The sequence below is a fragment of the Mycobacterium arosiense ATCC BAA-1401 = DSM 45069 genome (assembly GCF_002086125.1).
Taxonomy (GTDB): Bacteria; Actinomycetota; Actinomycetes; order Mycobacteriales; family Mycobacteriaceae; genus Mycobacterium; species Mycobacterium arosiense.
Map to the genome: position 1 here is coordinate 146,820 of NZ_MVHG01000002.1, position 19,048 is coordinate 165,867.

General features: G+C 68.2%; 18 protein-coding genes and 2 pseudogenes. 5 read left to right on the plus strand and 15 right to left on the minus strand.

The genetic code is table 11. From position 1 onward, the window contains the following. The first annotated feature begins 39 nt into the window (after window positions 1-39). Entirely contained in the window at window positions 40-219 is a 180-nt protein-coding gene (locus BST14_RS01615) for a hypothetical protein (RefSeq protein ID WP_083062846.1), read from the plus strand. Window position 220: 1 nt separating this feature from the next. On the opposite strand, the gene BST14_RS01620 is transcribed toward BST14_RS01615, so the two are convergent. The 5 genes from BST14_RS01620 to BST14_RS01645 form a co-directional block, all read right to left on the minus strand. Then, window positions 221-556, minus strand: coding sequence for a hypothetical protein (locus BST14_RS01620; protein WP_169926027.1), 336 nt, complete (start codon window positions 554-556; stop codon window positions 221-223). Window positions 557-643: 87 nt separating this feature from the next. Then, window positions 644-1,552, minus strand: coding sequence for a phosphatase PAP2 family protein (locus tag BST14_RS01630; protein ID WP_083062848.1), 909 nt, complete (start codon window positions 1,550-1,552; stop codon window positions 644-646). A gap of 18 nt (window positions 1,553-1,570) precedes the next feature. Beyond that, on the minus strand, window positions 1,571-2,854 hold the full coding sequence (gene ilvA, locus BST14_RS01635) for a threonine ammonia-lyase (protein WP_083062849.1): 1,284 nt from the start codon (window positions 2,852-2,854) through the stop codon (window positions 1,571-1,573). Between the two features lie 38 nt (window positions 2,855-2,892). Then, a complete protein-coding gene (locus tag BST14_RS01640; RefSeq protein WP_083062850.1) occupies window positions 2,893-3,330 on the minus strand; it encodes a nitroreductase family deazaflavin-dependent oxidoreductase in 438 nt (145 codons plus the stop codon). A 44-nt stretch (window positions 3,331-3,374) separates the two neighbouring features. After that, the gene (locus tag BST14_RS01645; protein WP_083062851.1) at window positions 3,375-3,932 is read right to left on the minus strand and encodes a TetR/AcrR family transcriptional regulator; all 558 of its coding nucleotides are present in this window, start codon (window positions 3,930-3,932) and stop codon (window positions 3,375-3,377) included. Between the two features lie 96 nt (window positions 3,933-4,028). Between BST14_RS01645 and BST14_RS01650 the strand changes: the two genes are divergently transcribed. Together BST14_RS01650 and BST14_RS01655 are read left to right on the plus strand one after the other, a co-directional pair. Next, window positions 4,029-4,436, plus strand: a complete 408-nt coding sequence (locus BST14_RS01650; RefSeq protein WP_083062852.1) for a hypothetical protein — start codon at window positions 4,029-4,031, stop codon at window positions 4,434-4,436. Continuing rightward, a complete protein-coding gene (locus tag BST14_RS01655) occupies window positions 4,433-5,902 on the plus strand; it encodes an FAD-dependent oxidoreductase (protein ID WP_083062853.1) in 1,470 nt (489 codons plus the stop codon). Before BST14_RS01650 ends, BST14_RS01655 begins: the two co-directional genes overlap by 4 nt. On the opposite strand, the gene BST14_RS01660 is transcribed toward BST14_RS01655, so the two are convergent. From BST14_RS01660 to BST14_RS01680, 5 genes are all read right to left on the minus strand, one after another. After that, window positions 5,899-6,684 (minus strand): DUF6065 family protein, encoded by a 786-nt coding sequence (locus BST14_RS01660; protein ID WP_083062854.1) that lies wholly within the window; start codon window positions 6,682-6,684, stop codon window positions 5,899-5,901. The genes BST14_RS01655 and BST14_RS01660 overlap by 4 nt on opposite strands. Before the next feature lie 119 nt (window positions 6,685-6,803). Further along, window positions 6,804-8,696, minus strand: coding sequence for a lysophospholipid acyltransferase (locus tag BST14_RS01665; RefSeq protein ID WP_083062855.1), 1,893 nt, complete (start codon window positions 8,694-8,696; stop codon window positions 6,804-6,806). Beyond that, window positions 8,693-10,519 (minus strand): fatty acid--CoA ligase FadD11, encoded by a 1,827-nt coding sequence (fadD11, locus tag BST14_RS01670; protein ID WP_083062856.1) that lies wholly within the window; start codon window positions 10,517-10,519, stop codon window positions 8,693-8,695. The genes BST14_RS01665 and fadD11 overlap by 4 nt, the downstream gene beginning before the upstream one ends. A gap of 99 nt (window positions 10,520-10,618) precedes the next feature. After that, a complete protein-coding gene (locus BST14_RS01675) occupies window positions 10,619-11,092 on the minus strand; it encodes a VOC family protein (RefSeq protein WP_083062857.1) in 474 nt (157 codons plus the stop codon). Next, window positions 11,089-11,490 (minus strand): helix-turn-helix domain-containing protein, encoded by a 402-nt coding sequence (locus tag BST14_RS01680; protein ID WP_083062858.1) that lies wholly within the window; start codon window positions 11,488-11,490, stop codon window positions 11,089-11,091. Before BST14_RS01680 ends, BST14_RS01675 begins: the two co-directional genes overlap by 4 nt. Before the next feature lie 62 nt (window positions 11,491-11,552). On the opposite strand from BST14_RS01680, the gene BST14_RS01685 reads away from it, so the two are divergent. After that, a complete protein-coding gene (locus tag BST14_RS01685; protein ID WP_083062893.1) occupies window positions 11,553-11,999 on the plus strand; it encodes a PPOX class F420-dependent oxidoreductase in 447 nt (148 codons plus the stop codon). A 118-nt stretch (window positions 12,000-12,117) separates the two neighbouring features. Here the strand turns inward: BST14_RS01685 and dnaE are convergent, their stop codons facing one another. The 5 genes and pseudogenes from dnaE to BST14_RS01710 form a co-directional block, all read right to left on the minus strand. Then, the gene (gene dnaE / locus BST14_RS01690; protein ID WP_083062859.1) at window positions 12,118-15,657 is read right to left on the minus strand and encodes a DNA polymerase III subunit alpha; all 3,540 of its coding nucleotides are present in this window, start codon (window positions 15,655-15,657) and stop codon (window positions 12,118-12,120) included. A 62-nt stretch (window positions 15,658-15,719) separates the two neighbouring features. Further along, a pseudogene (locus tag BST14_RS01695) lies at window positions 15,720-16,022 on the minus strand (type II toxin-antitoxin system Rv0910 family toxin); the annotation flags it as partial. Window positions 16,023-16,256: 234 nt separating this feature from the next. Then, window positions 16,257-16,448: pseudogene (locus BST14_RS30675) on the minus strand (hypothetical protein); the annotation flags it as partial. Between the two features lie 37 nt (window positions 16,449-16,485). Beyond that, window positions 16,486-17,289 carry an SDR family NAD(P)-dependent oxidoreductase gene (locus BST14_RS01705; protein WP_083062861.1) on the minus strand — a complete coding sequence of 268 codons (804 nt, stop codon included), beginning with the start codon at window positions 17,287-17,289 and terminating at the stop codon, window positions 16,486-16,488. A 4-nt stretch (window positions 17,290-17,293) separates the two neighbouring features. After that, window positions 17,294-18,334, minus strand: a complete 1,041-nt coding sequence (locus BST14_RS01710; RefSeq protein WP_083062894.1) for an SDR family NAD(P)-dependent oxidoreductase — start codon at window positions 18,332-18,334, stop codon at window positions 17,294-17,296. 281 nt (window positions 18,335-18,615) lie between these two features. On the opposite strand from BST14_RS01710, the gene BST14_RS01715 reads away from it, so the two are divergent. Further along, window positions 18,616-19,026: a group I truncated hemoglobin gene (locus BST14_RS01715; protein WP_083062862.1), complete on the plus strand. Its 411-nt coding sequence runs from the start codon at window positions 18,616-18,618 to the stop codon at window positions 19,024-19,026. Window positions 19,027-19,048 lie beyond the last annotated feature (22 nt).

Consider the following 19,048-nt stretch of genomic DNA (forward strand, 5'->3'; position numbering starts at 1 on the left):
GAATGGCGGCGGTGCGGGGCAACCCCCGATGATGCGGCCATGAATCAATCCGAATCCGGTCACCCACTGCGACGCATCTGCCGGCGCAAGCCGAGCCACCGCGCCACGAAGCCGCCGTCGGGCCGGCACACCGTGCGCCACGACATGCCGCCCTATCCCAGCATCGAGCTGTTGTGGAGCGGTCCCGGGCCCGGCGCCAACGGCGACGAGGGCGCGTGAGCTACACGATGGCCCGGCCGGCCGGGCGCACCGCGCGGGCGACCGCGTCGGCGAGTGGGTCGATCTCGCCGGCGCTCAGGTCGGAGATCGTGATGCGGATGCCCGCCGGCGTGCGCATCCGGAATCGGCTGTTGGCGTAGTGCCGCTCGGCGGTCGCGACCAGCTCCCCCGCCACCGGATCGGACCACAAGCCGACGGTCAGCCGCTGCAGGATGTGGCTCACCCAGCCCGGCCCGAGCCGCAACCGAACGTGCACCCGCTCGACCTCGTCGAGGTGTCGGCGAAGGTACGCAGTGGCCCGCCCGCGGACGATCCTGAGGACCTGACGCTGCCCCATTGGGCGGGCGTGGTGCCGATGAGCCTGATGGCCGGACCGCCGGTGCCTGCCGACGACCCGACTCCCGGCACCGCCGTGCCAACGTACTTATCCGACCTCCGACGCTGAGCCGCGTGCGCGTCGGGTGTTGTCCCACCAAATTCCGACGAGCATGACGCTGCCGGCCCAGGCCATCCCGAGCAGCCAGCCGGACAGCACATCGCTGACGTAATGGACTCCCAGATAGACGCGGGAAAACCCGACCACGAACGTCACGCCGGCCGCCATCGCCCACACCATCACGCGCCCGGTCCACCACGGGACGAGCCAGCGGGTCAGCATCCACGCGGCGATGACCAGGCTCGCGGCGGTGCCGGTCGCGTGTCCGGACGGAAACGAATACCCGTCCGCGTCGATCAGGGCGAACGGCAGCGCCGGGCGTTCCCGGCCTACCAAGACCTTGGCCGTGAACAGCACCAGGGGAATGCCCACGCCGGCAACCAGGGCGAGCACCACCGGCCGCCACGACCTGCACCGCCAACCGGCAACGACCGAGATCGGCAAGGCGACCGCGCCCAGAAACAGCGGACTGCCCGCGACGGTGACCACGCTCAGGGCGGTGGTCAGCCACAGATCGCGGTGGGTCGCAAGCCACCGCGTCACCGGTTGGTCGAAGCCGGCGATGCCGTCGCCCTCGAGCACGTCGTCGAGCACCTCGGTGAAGCCGACCGCCAGCGCCACAACCACGAGCAGCCCGAGCAGCAATGCCACACCGGCGACCTCGCTCACCCGCAACCGACGCGCCAGCGCCCACCGCCTGGCGGCGATCCGGTCGCGCACCCAGGTCAGCGTCTCGCCGATCACGGGCGCGTGGGACACCCTCTCCCGCAGGGCGATCAACAGCCGTCCGCGCCGGGCGATCACTATCGCCGCCCACGCCAGCAGAACGAGGCAAGCCACCAGCCCGGCGCTGACCAGGCCGAAACCGCTGGTGCCGGGTCCATACGGCGGGCGCATGTATCGCGGCCCCGCCCGCTAGAGCAGCAGGTAGCGGTAGGCCGGCGAGCCCGGTTTCAGGGACTCGACGTGCAACTCGGTCGCACGCATCCGGGCCAGCAGGCCGTCCAGGTCGGCCGAGGATCCCAATTGGATGCCGACCAGCGCCTCGCCGGTCTCCCGGTTGTTGCGCTTGACGTACTCGAAGAGGGTGATGTCGTCGTTCGGTCCGAGCACGGTGTCCAGGAAGCGGCGCAGCGCGCCGGGCTCCTGGGGGAAGTCCACCAGGAAGTAGTGCTTGAGGCCGAGGTGCACCAGCGAGCGCTCGAGCACTTCGCCGTAGCGCGACACGTCGTTGTTGCCGCCCGAGATCAGGCACACCACCGTCGAACCGGGCTCGATGTCGGCGCCGAGCAAGCCGGTGACCGACAGCGCGCCCGCGGGCTCGGCGATGATGCCCTCGTTCTGATAGAGGTCGAGCATCGCGGTGCACACCGCGCCCTCGTCGACCGAGGTGATCGAGACCATGTCGCCGGCGGCCGCCAGCGCGGCGTAGGTCAGGTCACCGGCCCGCCGCACCGCGGCGCCGTCGACGAACTGGTCGACGTCGTCCAGCGTCACCGGCTCGCCGGCAGACAGCGCGGCCATCATCGCCGCGGCGCCGGCCGGCTCGACGCCCAGCACCGAGGTGTTGGTCGTCCGCTCGGCGAGGTAGGTGGTGATGCCGGCGATGCAGCCCCCGCCGCCGACGGGGACCACCACCAGGTCCGGCTCCTGGCCGAGCTGATCGAGCAGTTCGGCGGCGATGGTGCCCTGACCCGCCATGGTGCGCAGATCGTCATACGGCGGCACCAGCGTGGCGCCGGTGCTGGCCACGTCGGCCAGGGCCGCCTCGGCCGCCAGGTCGTAGGTGCTGCCACCGACGATCAGGTCGATGAAGTCGCCGCCGTGGTAACGGATCCGGTCGCGCTTCTGCATGGGCGTCTTGGCCGGCACGTAGACGCGCCCGTGCACCTGCAACGCCCGGCACGCGTAGGCGAAGCCCTGCGCGTGGTTGCCCGCCGACGAACACACCACACCGGCGGCCAGCTCCGCCTCGGACAGCTGGACCAGCAGGTTGTAGGCGCCGCGCAGCTTGTAGGAGCGCACGATCTGTAGGTCCTCGCGCTTGAGGTAGACCTGCGCGCCGGTGATCGCCGACAACCGGTCGCTGAACTGCAACGGGGTGGCCGTGACCACCGCAGCGATCCGCTTGGCCGCGTCGTCGATGTCAGCCGCGGATAGCGGCGACACGCTCGGACTCTGGCTCAATTCGGCAGACACTGATCAATGGTGCCACGACAGCCGACGAACTCAAGAACTCAGCCGACCGGGGTCAGCACGAACACCGGGATCTGGCGGTCTGTCTTGGTCTGGTACTCGGCATAGGCTGGCCACGCCGCCACGGCGCGCTCCCACCAAATCGCCTTCTCCTCGCCGAAGACCTCGCGGGCGTCGTAATCGCGGGTCACCGAGCCGTCCTGCAGCTCGACGCGGGGGTTCTTCTTGATGTTGTGGTACCAGACCGGGTTTTTCGGCGCCCCGCCCAAGGAGGCGACGACCGCGTACTGGCCGTCGTGTTCGACGCGCATCAGCGGCGTCTTGCGCAGTTTGCCGGTCTTGGCGCCGACCGTGGTCAGCAGGATGATCGGCTTGCCCTGCATGTCGGCGGCCTCGGCGCCCCCCGACTCGGCGTATTTGTCAGCTTGCTCGCGAGACCAATCCAACGGCGACGGTGCATATTCTCCGGTAAGCGGCATGACAATTACTTTAGGCGCGGAATTCGCGATCCGGCGCGGCCGAATCACGGCGCCGAACCGGTGAGATAGTGCGCCAGCACCGGGCGCAGCCATTCGGTCAACGTCGCGTCGTCCATCGCGACCAGCGCGGGTACCCCGACGACGTTGCGCGCCATGGCGATTCCCAGCACCTGCGATCCCACCATCGCGGTCCGCTCGGCGGGCTGGTCGGGGGTGACGGTGCTCAGCGCCGGGGCGACCTTTTCGACGAACACCTCCAGTAGCGCGTCGGCGGCCGCCCGGTTGGTCGCGGCCGCACGCAGCAGCGGCAGGAACGGACCGCTCGGGTCCCACACCCGGATGAGAAACGGCACCAGGATGTCGGCGATGCGTTCCGGCGCGACGCCGGTCAGGTCGGGAAAGGTGATGTCGAGCCGCGAGACGGCGGCGAACAGGCCGGCCTTGTTGCCGAAATAGTGCATGACGAGCGCCGGATCGACGCCGGCCTCGGCCGCGATCGCACGGATGGTGGTCCGCTCGAAGCCGTGGGCGGAGAACAGGGTCCGCGCCGAACTCAGGATCGTCGCGCGGGTGACCTTGCCGTCGCGGGTTTTGCCGGCCATGCCGAAATTTTAGTTCAACAACTGTTGACATTGCCAGCGGCCCGGCTTACGTTGATTTCAACAACTGTTGAACCGAGCTCGTCGAGGAGGATCAACATGACCGTGACGGTCATTCAGATCGGGCTCGATCCTGACGAGATCGACTACTCGTCGCCGGAGTTCAACCAGTTCGCGGGCCTGACAAAGGCGGGGCTGCGGGCCGCCAACGACGACAATGTCGCCGGTCTGCGCGCCGCGGGCTACCAGGTCGACAACTGCCTGATCGAATTCGGCCCCGCCGGTGCCGACAAGGCCGCAAAGTGGCTGCGCGCCAAGCGCTACGACGCCGTGTTGATCGGCGCCGGGATCCGCCTGGTCGCCGGCAACACCCTGCTGTTTGAGTCGATCGTCAACATCGCGCACACCACCCAGCCCGGCTGCCGCTTCGTCTTCAACCGGGCAGCGCAATCCACCCCCGGCGACATCCGTCGCTGGTATCCCGAACCGGAAGGAGCCTGCCGATGACTACGACCGCCGTTCGCGAGGTCGACGTCCTGGTGGTCGGGGCCGGCCCCACGGGCCTGACCGCCGCGGGCGATCTGGCCCGCGCCGCGCGCTCGGTGACCGTGCTGGAGCGCTGGCCCGCCGAAAACCCGACCAGCCGCGCGTTCGCCGTCATGCCCCGGACGCTCGAGGTCCTCGACGCGCGCGGCGCGGCCGACGAGCTGCTCGCGATCGGGCAGCGAGGGCCGGACGTCACACTGTTCGCCCAGGCCCGCCTCGACCTGACCCGGCTCGACTCGGCCTATCCGTTCGTGCTGATCACCCCGCAGACCGACGTCGACGCGGCACTGCGCCGCTACGCGGTGGCCGAAGGGGCCGACATCCGGCGCGGCGTGGAGGTGATCGGACTCGCGCAGGACGCCGACGGCGTCACCGTCACCGCCCGCCCCAAGGGCGACGGCGATCCCGCACACCGACAGACGTGGCGGGCGCGGTATGTGATCGGCGCCGACGGCGCGCACAGCACCGTCCGAACCCTGTTGGGTGCGGACTTCCCCGGCAAGACGGTGCTGACCTCGCTGATGCTGGCCGACGTCAAGCTGGCCCACGGCCCCGCCCGCGGCGGGTTGGTGGTAGGCACCACCGGCGACGTGCTGGGGTTCTTGGCTCCCTACCACCGCGAGGACGGTTCGTGGTACCGGGCCCTGGTGTGGGATCGCGCCCACCAGCTGCCCGACGACGCGCCGGTCGACGACGCCGAGATCGTCGACGTCCTGGCCCGCGCCATGGGCGCCGATTTCGGTGTGACGGAGATCGGCTGGAAGTCGCGATTCCATTGCGACGAAAGGCAAGTCGCGCAGTACCGGCACGGGCGGGTGCTTTTGGCCGGCGACGCCGCGCACGTGCACTCGCCGATGGGCGGCCAGGGCATGAACACCGGCATCCAGGACGCCGCGAACCTGGCCTGGAAGCTCGACGCCGTGCTCGGCGGTGCCGACGACGGGCTGCTGGACACCTATCAGAGCGAACGCCATCCGATCGGCAGGCGGGTTTTGGTGCAGTCCGGGATGATCGCCCGCGCGGCGACGCTGCATCGGCGGCCCGCGATCTGGCTACGTAACCTGTTGGTGCCCAACCTGCTTCGCATAGCCGCCGTGCAGGACTTCGTGGCCGGCAGTTTCGCGGGTACCGGGTTGCGTTACGGGCGGCGCGGGCTGGTAGGCACCCGGGCCGCCGCGGTCCCGCTCGTCGAGGGGCGGCTTACGCAGCTGCAGCGCGGCGGCGGTTACGTCTTCATCCGCGAATACGGTGCCACCCCGGTCGAGGCGCCCGGGATGCTGCAGGCCGAGCGGGCCGACCGCGGCCCGGCCGTGCTGGTGCGTCCCGACGGGTACATCGCGTGGGCGGGCGCATCGGCGCAGGCGCCCGACGCGATCACCAACGTGGCGGCCGCGGCAACGACCGCGCGCGAGGTGATTTCGCGCTAGTCCGCGTTCTCGGGTTGGTGTGCGGCGAAAGGCCGGAGCCGGCGGCGGGTCTGATGATCGTCGGCGCCGGGCTCGCCGTCGCTGTGCCGGCCGCGCGTGTAATCGCCCTGCCACGGCACTTTCTCGTTGGGCGCCCCGCCCGCGGCCTCCTGTTCGCGGCCCAGCGCGCCGCGCGAGCCGAGGAAGTGCTCGTGCTTGCGGTGCAGTTCCTCGTCGGATTCGATGGGGCGCAGTTCGGGCGCGAACTCTTCCAGCTCGGCCCGGCGCTGGGGCACGATCATGCAGATGGGCTCGTCGATCTCGAATCGCACCGGCATGAACTCGCGGGTGAATTTCCAGTTCATGCTGAAACTCGAGCTGGACCAATCCGTTTCGACAATGCCCTCCAGCGGGGAGATGGCGTCCTTCGGATGGTTGGCCGGCCCGCGGACCAGCAGGTTGTAGCCCGGCGGGGTGCGGAACAGAATCGGCAGGTGCCAGGTCAAGATGCCGTAGCCGAAGTGGCTGGACGGCAGGAACTGACCGCTGTCGCGGGTGTCGGGCGCGATCATCAGGTTCGTGCGGTCATTGCCGCCCATCCACGTCGCGGTGAACGCGCTGCGGTTGCGCACCTCCCAGCCGCTCTGGTTGGCGATCAGCATCGGCAGACACCGGTGCGGCCAGCCCTGACGGATCTCCGACATCCACGTTCGGCCGATCGGCGCGGGGCTGACCGGCGGTGCGATGTCGTGGGTGATGTACCCGATCAGCGGGCGGGATTGCCCGCCGGATCTCTCGCTCATCACAACCTCGCTTCACCGGCCGCTATCGAACACCGCCGACCCTCACCGACGTCGCCAACGCACTATCGCGATCAAACGTTAACGGTCCGTGAACCGCATCGCCCGCGCAGCGCGAGCGATCACCGGGTCCCGGCCAGCTCCGCGATGGTATTCACCCGCCGGACGGCCGCCGCGATCTCCTCGGCGAACTCACGGCGGCGCCGGGCGATATCCAGGTCCGCCACGCCGTCCACCAGTTCACGATGCCGGGCCAATCGCAGCGCGGTCTTGAACAACTCCATCGACCTCGACTCGGCGCTGGCGATCCTGCGTTGCAGCTCCCATTGCTTGCCGACCTCGAGACATTCGGCGAGAAACGCGTCCTCATCGAACGATTCGTCGTCGTAGTCGGCGAGCCGGTCGGCGACGATGTGGTAGGCGTCGAGGAACGGGCGCAGCACCAGGTGCGCCAGCAGCAGGTCGGCCTTTTCCAGCAGGCCGCGCACGTCGGCCGCGACGGCCGCCTTGCTGGTGTCATCCACCCGGCCGAGCAGGCGCACCTCGTCGGCAAGCTCCTTCTCGAATTGCGCTCGCGCGGAGAACAAGAACTCGAATTTCAGCAGTTCGCGCAGTTTCAGCGCCTCATCGCGCACAGCGCTGGGTTGGACCAGCCCGTCGACCGAGCCCTCGGCGTCCTCCGTGGCGGCCAGCAGTGCCGTCTCGGCGATCGCGCGATCGACCACGATGTGAATGGCGGCGTTGCGGTAGAAGGCGGCGACCAGGTGCTGCTCCGCCCCGATGCCCCAGACCGGTTCGGTGCCCGCGTCGTACACGCTGACCACGCCGGAGGCGACCAGCTGGTGCAGGGTCCAGCGGATGGTCGAGCGGTTGGTCAGGTCGGCGGCGCCGGCCACCTTCCAGTTGCGCGCCGCGATATAGCTCGCCAGCGGTCGCACGGTGGCCAGGACCTCGCTGATGGACAGGGAGCGGTCGGCGCCCAGCAGGGCGAGGCTCACCACCGCGGTCGGGGTGACGGGCGTGGCGCGGTTGATCCGGTGTTCGACGTCCAGCGCGATGCGTTCGATCTCGGTGCTGGCGCCGGACTCCTCGGCGCGCAGTTCCTCGAGGCGCTTGCGCAGCGGCAGTGGTTCACCGAAGTCCAGGTAGGCGCGGCCGAGCCGCTCGCCCTGCTGTCGCGCCAGCCGGACCAGGAAGCGGAAGTCTTCCGGCCGCTTCGTGGCGCCGTAGGCCTCGGTGGTCATGGTCGCCACCTCGTGCAGCTGGTCGTACACGATCGACGTCGGCACCAAATACACTTCGGGACCGTCGATTTCGTCGACAGCGTCGCTGATGTATCGCAGAATTCCGAACACCGGCGGCCGCAGCTTGCCGGTCCTGGTCCGGCCGCCTTCGATGGACCAGGTCAGGTTGGCGTGGTTTAGCACCAGCTGCGCGGCGTAGGCGCGCAACACGAAGCGGTAGACGGGAATGTCCTTGGTCTGCCGACGGATGAAGATGGTTCCGGTGCGCTTGGCCCAGGAGCCCATCGGGAAGAAATTCAAATTGGCGCCGCCGAAGGTCAGCGCGGGCGATAACCGGTTGGCCTGGATCACCTCGGGCAACAGCAGCCCATCCAGATAGGAACGATGCGAAAAGGCAAACGCCAGTGTGGCTTTGCGGTCCAGCTTGCGCAACTGGGCGATCTGGTCCTCGTCGGTCAGCACGTCGTAGGCGCGCATCAGCCAGCAACTGAAGCTGCGCCAGGCCTTTATCGCCCGCTCATCGAGCGAGGGCGCCATCTCACGCAAGTAGCAGGCAGCCTCGGCGCGCACGCCGTTCAGATCGCGTCCGAGCTCGTGGGCCAGCCGGCCCAGCCGCTCGTCATACCAGGGCGCGCCCAGCAAATCGACGACCTCGGCCGGATCGGTAGACAGCGGTGACGTCGATTCCTCGACAATGCCGGTGCGCTGCAGCAGCTTTCGGAATCCGATCCGGCCCAGTTCGCGGGCCGCGCCCGCCGGTCCGCCGATCATGCCGGCTGCACCGAGACGGCCTGTGAGGGCTCGTGGACGTCCGGATGCGGTTCGGGCGCGTAGAGCTGCTCGATCTCCCCGGCGTATTTCGCCATGATCGGCTTGCGCTTGAGCTTCATCGTCAGCGTGATCTCGTCACCGCCGGGCTCCCACAGGGTGGGCAGGATGCGGAACCGCTTGATCTGTTCCACCCGGGACAGTTTCGCGTTGCCCGCGGCCACCCCGGCGGTGATCTGCGCGACGACCTCCGGGTCGGCGGCCAGGGCGGCGGGCGAGGCGTCGGACAGGCCACGCTGGGCCGCATACGGGCCGACCGAGTCGGCGTCGAAGACCATCAGCGCGGTGTTGTACGGCCGCCCCTCGCCGATGGCGATCATCACCCCGACCATGGGACACGCGGCCAGGATGGCGTTTTCGATGTTGGCCGGCGACATGTTCTTTCCGGCCGCATTGATGATCAGCTCCTTCTTGCGGTCGACGATTCGCAGGTAACCCTCCGCGTCGACCTCGATGATGTCGCCGGTGTGCAGCCAGCCGTCGGCGTCGATCGCCTCGGCGGTCTTCGCCGGTTCCTTGCGATAGCCCTTCATCACCAGCGGACCGCGGACCAGATATTCGCCGTCCTCGGCGACCCTGCCCTCTAGGCCGGGAAGCAGCCTGCCGACGGTGCCCAGTCGCGTGTCGTCCGGATGTGCCACGCTGGCAGCGCAACTGAGCTCCGACATGCCCCAGACCTCGCCGATCGGGATGCCGATTCCCGCGAAGAACGCCAGCGTCTCCCTGGGGATCGGCGCGGCACCGGACACCGCCCAGCGCAGTTCGCCGAACCCGAGTCGCTCGCGCAGCCTGGACAGCACCATCTCGTCGGCCCGGGCCCATTCGGCGGCCAGCTCGGCCGGCTCGGGCGTCCCGGACACCAGCGCGGCGGCGCGCCTGGCGGCCACCGACATCGCCCATTGCAACGCCTGGCGTTTGACGTCGTCGGTCTCGCTGGCGACGACGAATTCGATTGCCGCCTTGAGCTTTTCCCACACTCGCGGTACCGCGGCCCAGACCGTGGGTCGCACGTCGGGCAGCGCCGCCGCCACGGCACGCGCGTCATCGACGGCGGTCACCTGGGTGCCGAACACCTCCAGCGGGTAAAGGGCCATCATCCGGTCGGCAATGTGCGCCGAGGGCAGGTACGACGTGGTCCGATCACCGAACCGGCTGCCGAGCACGGCGTCGAGCCCGCGCGCCTCGAACAGCAGATTGGCGTGCGTCATCTCCACGCCCTTGGGGTTGCCGGTGGTCCCGGAGGTGTAGATGAGGGTGACGACGTCCTCGGGACGTACCGCCCGCCACGTCGCCTCGAAGTCGAAATCGGTTTGCGCAGCGGAATATAGGTCGTCCACCGAAATGGTGCCGGGCGGCGAACCGTCGATGCAGACGATGCGCTCGATGGGTGCACCGCTGGCGCGGATGCGGGCCACGTACTGCTCCTCGCAGATCGCGACCTTGGTGCCGGCGTTGTCGAACAGGTAGGTCAGCTGCTCGGCGGGCAACGTGTTGTACACCGAAAACGATGTGGCCCCAAGGTGTTGGGCGCCGATCTCGAACGGGTAGAACTCGATCCGGTTGGCCATCATCAGCGACACCGTGTCGCCCCGTCGGACCCCCAAACCGGCCAGGCCGGCGGCGACCTTGCGCACCCGCTTTGCGAGCTCTCGCCACGTCAACGTCTGGGCGCCGCCGGGCGTCCGGAGCGCGACGGCCTCGGGGTCGATCGACGCGGTGCGCTGAAACGCCTCGCACAAGGTGGCGGGAGCCTGCGCTGTCGTCATTTCCGTCCTCCTCGGCGCCGCATCAGCACTGCCTTCGTGAGCCTACGTCCGAGCACAGGGGCACGGACCATATCGCGCGACTTCGCGGGCGCGGCCGGGTCACGAGCCGGGGCGCCACAGCTGCACCGTGCTGGTCGCGCCGCCGGGCAGCTCGACCAGCTCGATCGGCGTGCCGTCGGGGTCATAGATGAAAAACATCCGCACTCCCCCGATGTCGACGGGCGGGTCGGCCCGGACGCCCGGGTGGTGGCGGGTGACGACGTCGAAGGTGGCGTCGAGATCGTCGACGCGAAACGACATGTTGGTGTAACCCAGGTGCGGGCCGCTCGGGCATTCGGGCACCGCGCCCAGCGACAACAGCTCCACCATCGCGGCCCCGATCAGCCCGCCGATCATGCGGCCCTTCTGGGCGGCGCCGCCGGTGACGGAATCCAGTGCCGCACCCTCGAGTTCGAGGTCGAAAACCACGTTCATGCCCAGCACCGCGGTGTAGAAGGCCAGCGAGGTCTCGATGTCGGAGACGCCGACGCAGATGTGCGAGAAATTCTGCACGGCGATGGGGTGCTGGGTCATGCGGTTTCCCTGCCGAGGTGGGGTGGGTGGATGCCACAGGTACACGCGTCGATTGACGGGCACGTGCAGCGCATGCCCCATTCGATGACGGCCCGGGCGCGGGCCAGCGACTCCATCTGCGCGTCGATCTCGGCCAGTTTGGCCTCGGCCAGCGCGCGGCTGACCGGCCGCCCCGGCGCGTCGTCGGCGAACAGCAGCTGGATCTCGTCCAGCGAGAATCCGGCGGCCTTGCAGAGCGCGATCACCTCGAGGCGGGTCAGAATCGCGTCGTCATAGCGGCGCTGACCGCCCAGCCGCGCGGGCTCCGGCACCAGGCCGATCTGCTCGTAGTAGCGCAACGTGGTCGCGGCCACCCCGGCCCGGCGCGCCACCTCCCCGATGGTCAGGCTGGGCGCCATCGCGGCCCTCCTGGAAATTCGATGCTTGACTTCCAGTCAACTCTAAGTCATTGACTGTGGGCATGACCATCCCCCGATACGCCGAACTCAGCGAGTCTCGCTACGCCCTGCTGCGATCGTTTCGCCGCGACGGCACGCCCGTCGACACCCCGATCTGGTTCGCCTTCGACGACGGCGGCGTGCTGTTCCGGACCAAGGTGGGCCCGAAGACCCGGCGGCTGGCCGCGCGCCGCGACGTCCAACGCGCGGCGTGCGACTACCGCGGCCGGCGGCGGCCGGGCGCGACGACGGTGGCCGGGCGGGCCACGGTGCTGTCCGGCGCCGAGGCCGCACGCGCCAACGGCGTGCTGCACCGGCGCTACGGCTGGCAGTGGAACATCGTGCCGCTGATCAGGGTTCCCGGCGTGACGAACGTGCACCGAAACCTGAGTGCCCGCGAGAAATTACGACGCGCCCGCGACCGCGGGGTGTGGCCGGACAGCGTCATCGTGCGGGTGGAGCTGCCATGACGCGGGCGCCGGCGGGCTGCCGGCGACCGGCCGCGCGAATGTGAAACTACTTTCACGTTCGCGCCCGAACGTGAAATCAAGTTTGCAGTCGCGGGGATTGGGCGATCCGACGTGCCGCCTAGCCGCCCAGGCAGCCGGGGCCCAGCAGCGCCTTGAGATCCCCCATCAGCGCCGGCGACGGGGTAACCCGCAGGGAGGCATCCAATTCCAGCGTCGTGATACGGTCCCCGCTGATCAGCCGCAGGTGCACCTGGGCCGTGCCGGGGTGGCGGGCCAGCACCTGCTTGAGCGCGGTCACCTTGTCGATGGTGCACTGCCGCGTCGGCAGGCTGACAGCCAGCGGCCGGTTCGGCTGGGCGTTGGAAAAGTCCGGCACCACAAGCTCGTTGGCGATGAGCGCGACGCGGTCGTCGCGCAGCGACACCTTCGCCTTGATCAGCACCACGGCGTCATCGGCGATGTCGGCCCCGTACACGGAGTAGGCCTGCGGGAAGAACAGCACCTCGATGCCACCGGTGAGGTCCTCCAGTTGGGCTGAGGCCCAGGGCATGCCGTTCTTGTTGACCCGCCGGTTGACCGACGCGAGGATGCCGCCGACGCGCACCTGGGTGTCGTTGGGGACGTCGCCGTCGAGGATGGCCGGGATCTGGGTGTCGACCTGGGCGGTCAGCAGGTGCGCGACGCCGTTGAGCGGATGCCCGGACACATACAGTCCCAGCATTTCTCGCTCCAGGGCGAGCTTGTGCTTATCGTCCCACTCGTCGTCGGGCACCTTGATGTTGAACACCGAGTCGGTGCCACAGCCGTCGCTGCCGCCGCCGAACAGGTCGAACTGGCCCATGGCCTCGGCCTTCTTGGTGCCCAGCACCGAATCGACGGCGTCGGTGTGCACCAGGAACAGGCCCTTGCGGGCATGCCCCAGCGAGTCGAAGGCGCCGGCCTTGATCAACGACTCGGTGACCTTCTTGTTGCAGGCCGCCACGTCGATCTTGTTCAGGTAATCCGAGAAGTCGGTGAACTTGCCCTTGCCGTCGCGGGTGCCGATCAGCGAGCCGACCACGTTGGCGCCCACGTTGCGCACCGCGCCCAGCCCGAACCGGATGTCCTGGCCCACCGAGGCGAAGTTCACCAGCGACTCGTTGACGTCTGGCGGCAGCACCGTGATGCCGAGTTTGCGGCAGTCGGCCAGGTAGACCGCGGCCTTGTCCTTGTCGTCGCCCACCGATGTCAGCAGGCCGGCCATGTATTCGGCCGGATAGTTGGCCTTCAGGTAGGCCGTCCAATAGGAGACCAGCCCGTAGCCAGCCGCGTGCGACTTGTTGAACGCGTACCCGGCGAACGGAAGGATGGTGTCCCACAAGGCTTTCACCGCTTTTTCGGAGAAGCCGTTGGCGGTCATGCCTTCGTAGAAGCCCTTGTACTCGGCCTCGAGCACCTCGAGCTTCTTCTTACCCATCGCCTTACGCAGCGCGTCGGCCTTGCCCATCGTGTAGGAGGCGACCTTCTGGGCGATGAACATGATCTGCTCTTGGTAGACGATCAGGCCGTACGTCTCGGCCAGGATGTCGCGCAGCGGCTCCTCGAGCTCCGGGTGGATCGGCTTGACCGCCTGACGACCGTTCTTGCGGTCCGCGTAGTCGTTGTGGGCGTTCATGCCCATCGGCCCCGGGCGGTACAGGGCCAGCACCGCGACGATGTCGTTGAACTCGGTCGGCTGCATGCGGCGCAACAGGTCTCGCATCGGCCCGCCGTCGAGCTGGAACACGCCCAGGGTGTCGCCGCGGCCGAGCAGCTCGTAGGTGGCCTTGTCGTCCAGCGGCACCGACTCCAGATCGAGGTCGATTCCCCTGTTGGACTTGATGTTTTCCAGCGCGTCGCCGATGATCGTCAGGTTGCGCAGGCCCAGGAAGTCCATCTTCAGCAGGCCGATCGCCTCGCACGACGGGTAGTCCCAGCCGGTGATGATCGCCCCGTCCTGGGGCCGCTTCCACAGCGGGATGGCCTCGGTCAGCGGCTCGCTGCTCATGATCACCGCGCACGCGTGCACACCGGCGTTGCGGATCAGCCCTTCCAGGCCGCGCGCGGTCTGGTAGATGGTGCGCACGTCCGGGTCGGTTTCGATCAGACCGCGGACCTCGGCGGCCTCCTTGAACCGCTCGTGGCCCGGGTCGGTGATGCCCGACAGCGGAATGTCTTTGGCCATGATCGGCGGCGGCAGCGCCTTGGTGATCCGGTCGGCGATCGCGAAACCGGGCTGGCCGTAGTGGATCCGAGCCGAATCCTTCAGCGCCGCTTTGGTTTTGATGGTGCCGAAGGTGATGACCTGCGCGACGCGGTCGTGGCCCCACTTCTCGGCGGCGTAGCGCACCATCTCGCCGCGACGACGGTCGTCGAAGTCGATATCGATGTCGGGCGCCGACGGGCGCTCCGGGTTGAGGAAGCGCTCGAACAGCAGGCCGTGCGGAATGGGGTCGATGTTGGTGATGCCCAGCGCGTAGGCCACCAGCGAGCCCGCCGCCGAGCCGCGCCCCGGCCCCACCCGGATGTCGACCGAGCGTGCGTAGTTGATCAGGTCGGCGACGATCAGGAAGTACGACGGAAAGCCCTTGTCGCAGATGACCTTGATCTCGTAGGAGGCCCGGTCGATGTAGTCCTGGCCGACGCCCGACGGGAATCGGCGCTGCAGCCCGGCCATCACCTCGTGGTGCAGCCAGCTCGCCTGGTCGTGTCCGTCGGGTACCGGGAAGATCGGCATCCGGTCGCGCGGCGCCCACACGTCGTCGTAGGACTGGACCCGCTCGGCGATCAGCAGGGTCGAGTCGCAGGCGCCGGGCACCTCGTCGTCCCAGATCTGGCGCATTTCGGCGGCCGACTTCAGGTAGTAGCCGTCGCCGTCGAACTTGAACCGGTTCGGGTCCGAGAGCGTCTTGCCGGTCTGCACGCACAGCAGCGCTTCGTGGTTGTGGGCGGCGTCGCGGGTGACGTAGTGGCAGTCGTTGGTGGCCAGCGGCGGGATGCCCAGCTTGCGGCCGATCTCGAGCAGCCCGTCGCGGACCCGCGTCTCGATGGACAGCCCGTGGTCCATCAGCTCCAAAAAGTAGTTGTCGGCGCCGAAGATCTCACGCCACTTGGCGGCCGATTCCAGCGCCTCGCGGTCGTGCCCGAGCCGCAACCGGGTCTGCACCTCGCCCGACGGGCAGCCGGTGGTGGCGATGATCCCGTCGGCGTTTTCGGCGATGATCTCGGCGTCCATCCGCGACCACTTGCCCAGCTGGCCCTCAAACGACGCCAGCGAGGACAGCTTGAACAGGTTGCGCAGGCCGGTGGCGTTCTCGGCCACCATCGTCATGTGCGTGTAGGAGCCGCCGCCCGACACGTCGTCGGACTTCTGGCCCGGGTCCCCCCACAGGATCCGCCGGGTGTCGAAGCGCGAGGCCGGCGCGATGTAGGCCTCGACTCCGATGATGGGCTTGATCCCGGCCTTGGTCGCCGCGTTGTAGAACTCGCTGGCGCCGAACATGTTTCCGTGGTCGGTCATCCCGACCGCCGGCATCTGCAGCCGGTCCACCTCGGCCAGCATCGGCCCGATCTTCGCGGCACCGTCCAACATCGAATACTCGGTGTGGTTATGCAGGTGCACGAAGGACGATTGGTTCATAGGGACGCCAGTCTATGACCGCGGACCGACACTAGTGGGGCGTGTCGCGGCGTGTGTTGCGATCAGTCGTGGGCGTACAGCTCGACGAAGTTTTTCAGCGACTTTTGGACGTCGCCCTTGACCGCGCGCGCCGCCGCCGAGCCCACCGGACCGAACAACGCTCGTCCGCCCAGTTCCAGGCGCAGCCCCAGCGTCGATCCCTGGTCGGTGGGTCGCACGGTGAGGGTGACGGCGTACTTGGCGCCGCCCTTGCCGGACCCCGACATCGCCATCTCGTGCGGCGGGTCCCAGGTGGTCACCGTCCATGTCACCCTGTTGCGGAAGCCCTTGGCCCGCGCCATGCCGATGATCTGGGTGCGGCCACCGCCCGAGCGTAGCGCTTCGTCACATCCGCCACTGGGGTCTCTTCCGGAGGCACATGCTTGATTGCCCGCCTCCGAGCGACAACGGAGACCTTGCGCGGACGGCGCACTCACGGATTACCGGCGACCCCACTATTTGTCGCTCGGAGGCGGGCATTTCGCCACCTCTCCGGCCGAGGGACGGATGTGACCGGTGTGATCCGGATCGTCGAATCACGCCTGGCGGCAACCGCAAAATTACTGTCCGGGGCTCAGGGCGTGAGGCCGGACATCGCCTTCTTCCTCGCCGATGCCAATGCGTTCGTGCAGCCTGAGCAGCGGTTTAGGCGCCCACCAGTTGGCGCGACCCATCAAGCGCATGAACGCCGGAAGCAGGAGCATACGAACGAGCGTCGCATCCACCACCACTGCCAGAGTGAGTCCCAGCCCGCCGTTATGGCGAGTCGAGCGGCTCTCCGTAGCACCCTCAGCTCTTGGGGCCGCCGCGGAATCGGTTGCCGATCCGGATGCCGGGCAACAACAGGCTGCGCGGCGCGAACCGGCCGCCGGTGCTGACCATTTTGGGCACCACCCCGGGCACCACCGTGCGACGGCCGGACAGCATGCCGCCGATGGCCGCCTCGGCCACATCGCGCGGCGACACCTGCGCGATGGGGATGCTGAACCGCTCGGCGTTGGCGATCTCCGCCCACTCGGTCGGCACCGGTCCCGGGCACAGGCAGGTCACCGACACGCCCGTCCCGTGCAGCTCCTCGTGCACCGCTTCGGAAAACGTCTGCACGAAGGCCTTGGTGGCCGAGTACACCGCCATGTAGGGAACCGGCTGGAACCCGGCGATCGACGCGATGTTCATCACCGCGCCCGCCCCGCGGGAGACCATGCCCGGCAGCGTCGCGTGGGTCAGCTCCATCAACGCCAGCGCGTTGAGGGTCACCTCTTCGCTCTCGCGCTCGCGCGGCAATTGGTGAAACACCCCGCTGGTGCCGAAACCGGCGCTGTTGCACAGGCCGGCGATCGGTTCGGTGCGCAACCGGCTCGCCAGTGTGGCGCGGGCCTTGCCGTCGCTCAGATCCAGCGCCACGACCTCGACGGCCACGGAGTTTTCCTGGCCCACCTCGTTGGCCAGGTCGTCGAGGCGCTCGCGCCGCCGCGCCACCAGCAGGAGCGGGAAGCCGCGACGGGCCAATCCGCGAGCCAGTTCGGCGCCGATACCGGACGAGGCGCCGGTGATGACAACGGTGGTGTGCAGGTCAGGTTTCGGAAGGCTCATGGTCTCACCAATGTATCCCGCGGGTCGCCCGCACAAACGTCTCGCTTCTCTTGTCGAATTTCGTTGCCTCGGTTGATGATTCATCGCCCTTGGCGGCATTGGAGTCGCCAAACATTTCGAACGCTCGGTTGCGCACCCGGTCCATGACCGCCGGGTTGACCGCGTCGGCTACCGCGGCGAATTGCCCGAACGGCGAGCTGGCCCGGCGTGGCCGGTGCACGATCGCGTCGGCGATCACCCCGGCCGCCTGCTCGGGAGTGAGCGCCGGAAACTTGTCGTAGAGCGTGGTCGGGCTGATCATCGGCGTGCGCACCAGCGCCATGTGCACGGTGGTGAACCGCACGCCGTCGTTCACGGTTTCGGCCTGCAGCGAGTCGCACAGGCTGTCCAGCGCGGCCTTGCTGGCGATGTAGGCACCGAAGCGCGGGGCGCGGGTCTGCACGCCGACCGAGGAGACGTTGACGATGTGCCCGAAGCCACGTTCCCGCATGCCGGGGACGAACTTGAGGATCAGCTGGACCGCGCCGAGGTAGTTCAGCTGCATGGTCCGCTGATAGTCGTGGATCCGGTCGTAGGACAGTTCGAGTGAGCGCCGGATCGAGCGGCCCGCGTTGTTGATCAGAATGTCGACGCCGCCCAGTTCCTCGAGCACCTGATCGGCCATGGCGGCGATGGCATCCATGTCGGACAGATCGCACGGGTAGACGTGGGGGGTCCCGCCGTTGTCACGGATCTCGTCGGCGACCTTCTCGAGGTTCTCCCGGGTGCGCGCCACCAGCGCCACCGTGCCACCGGCCTCCGCGATCTTCTTCGCCGCGGCCTCACCGATGCCCGAGGACCCGCCGGTGATCAGCGCGGTCTTGCCCGCGACGGCCTCCTCGAGGGTGCGCCCCTGGACCGCGTCGAGCAGGTTCCTCCAATAGAACGGTCGGTACCGCCCGGCCGAATTCGGGGTGTTGACGATGTGAGAGACCGCCGCGAGCGGCTTTTCCACCAGATTCCCGAGCGAGTTCTCCACCAAGTTCGTTATGTCACCAAGGTTCATCGGCATTCGCTCCTGATGAGGTGAGCCCCCCGACCGCAACTGGCCTGCCCGATGGCCACGACCGCCTTCGGGGCTGCGCGAGTGATGTGACGTGCATCATTAAGCCAACCTAGGACATCATTGCCACGCCTTGACGCAGATTGCGGTCATGGCGGCCACGTCACCCTCACGGTCCGCCGAGAAGAATCGTCAGCCGTGGGCAATCCCGCTGTTACACAAGGTAATCGGTGGGTGATCGCGCATAAACCGACGGGCAACGCCGAGATGTTCCAATCGTGGTCATGAAAATTCTGGCGCGCTTCCGCAAGTCCGCACCCGCATCCATCTATGACCGGATCGGTGGGCACGAGGCGATCGAAGTCGTGGTCGAGGACTTCTACGTCCGGGTGCTTGCCGACGATCAACTGGCCGGCTTTTTCACCGGCACGAACATGAACCGCCTCAAGGGCAAACAGGTGGAGTTCTTCGCCGCTGCCCTGGGCGGCCCGGAGCCCTACACCGGCGCGCCGATGAAGCAGGTGCACCAGGGCCGCGGGATCACCATGCACCACTTCAGTTTGGTGGCCGGGCATTTGGCCGACGCGTTGGCCGCCGCGGGGGTGCCGTCGCAGACGGTGACCGAGATACTCGGCGCGATCGCACCGCTGGCGCCCGAGATCGCCACGGGTGACGCCGGCAAGGTCACCGTCTGACCGTTTGCGCCTAGCATGCGTG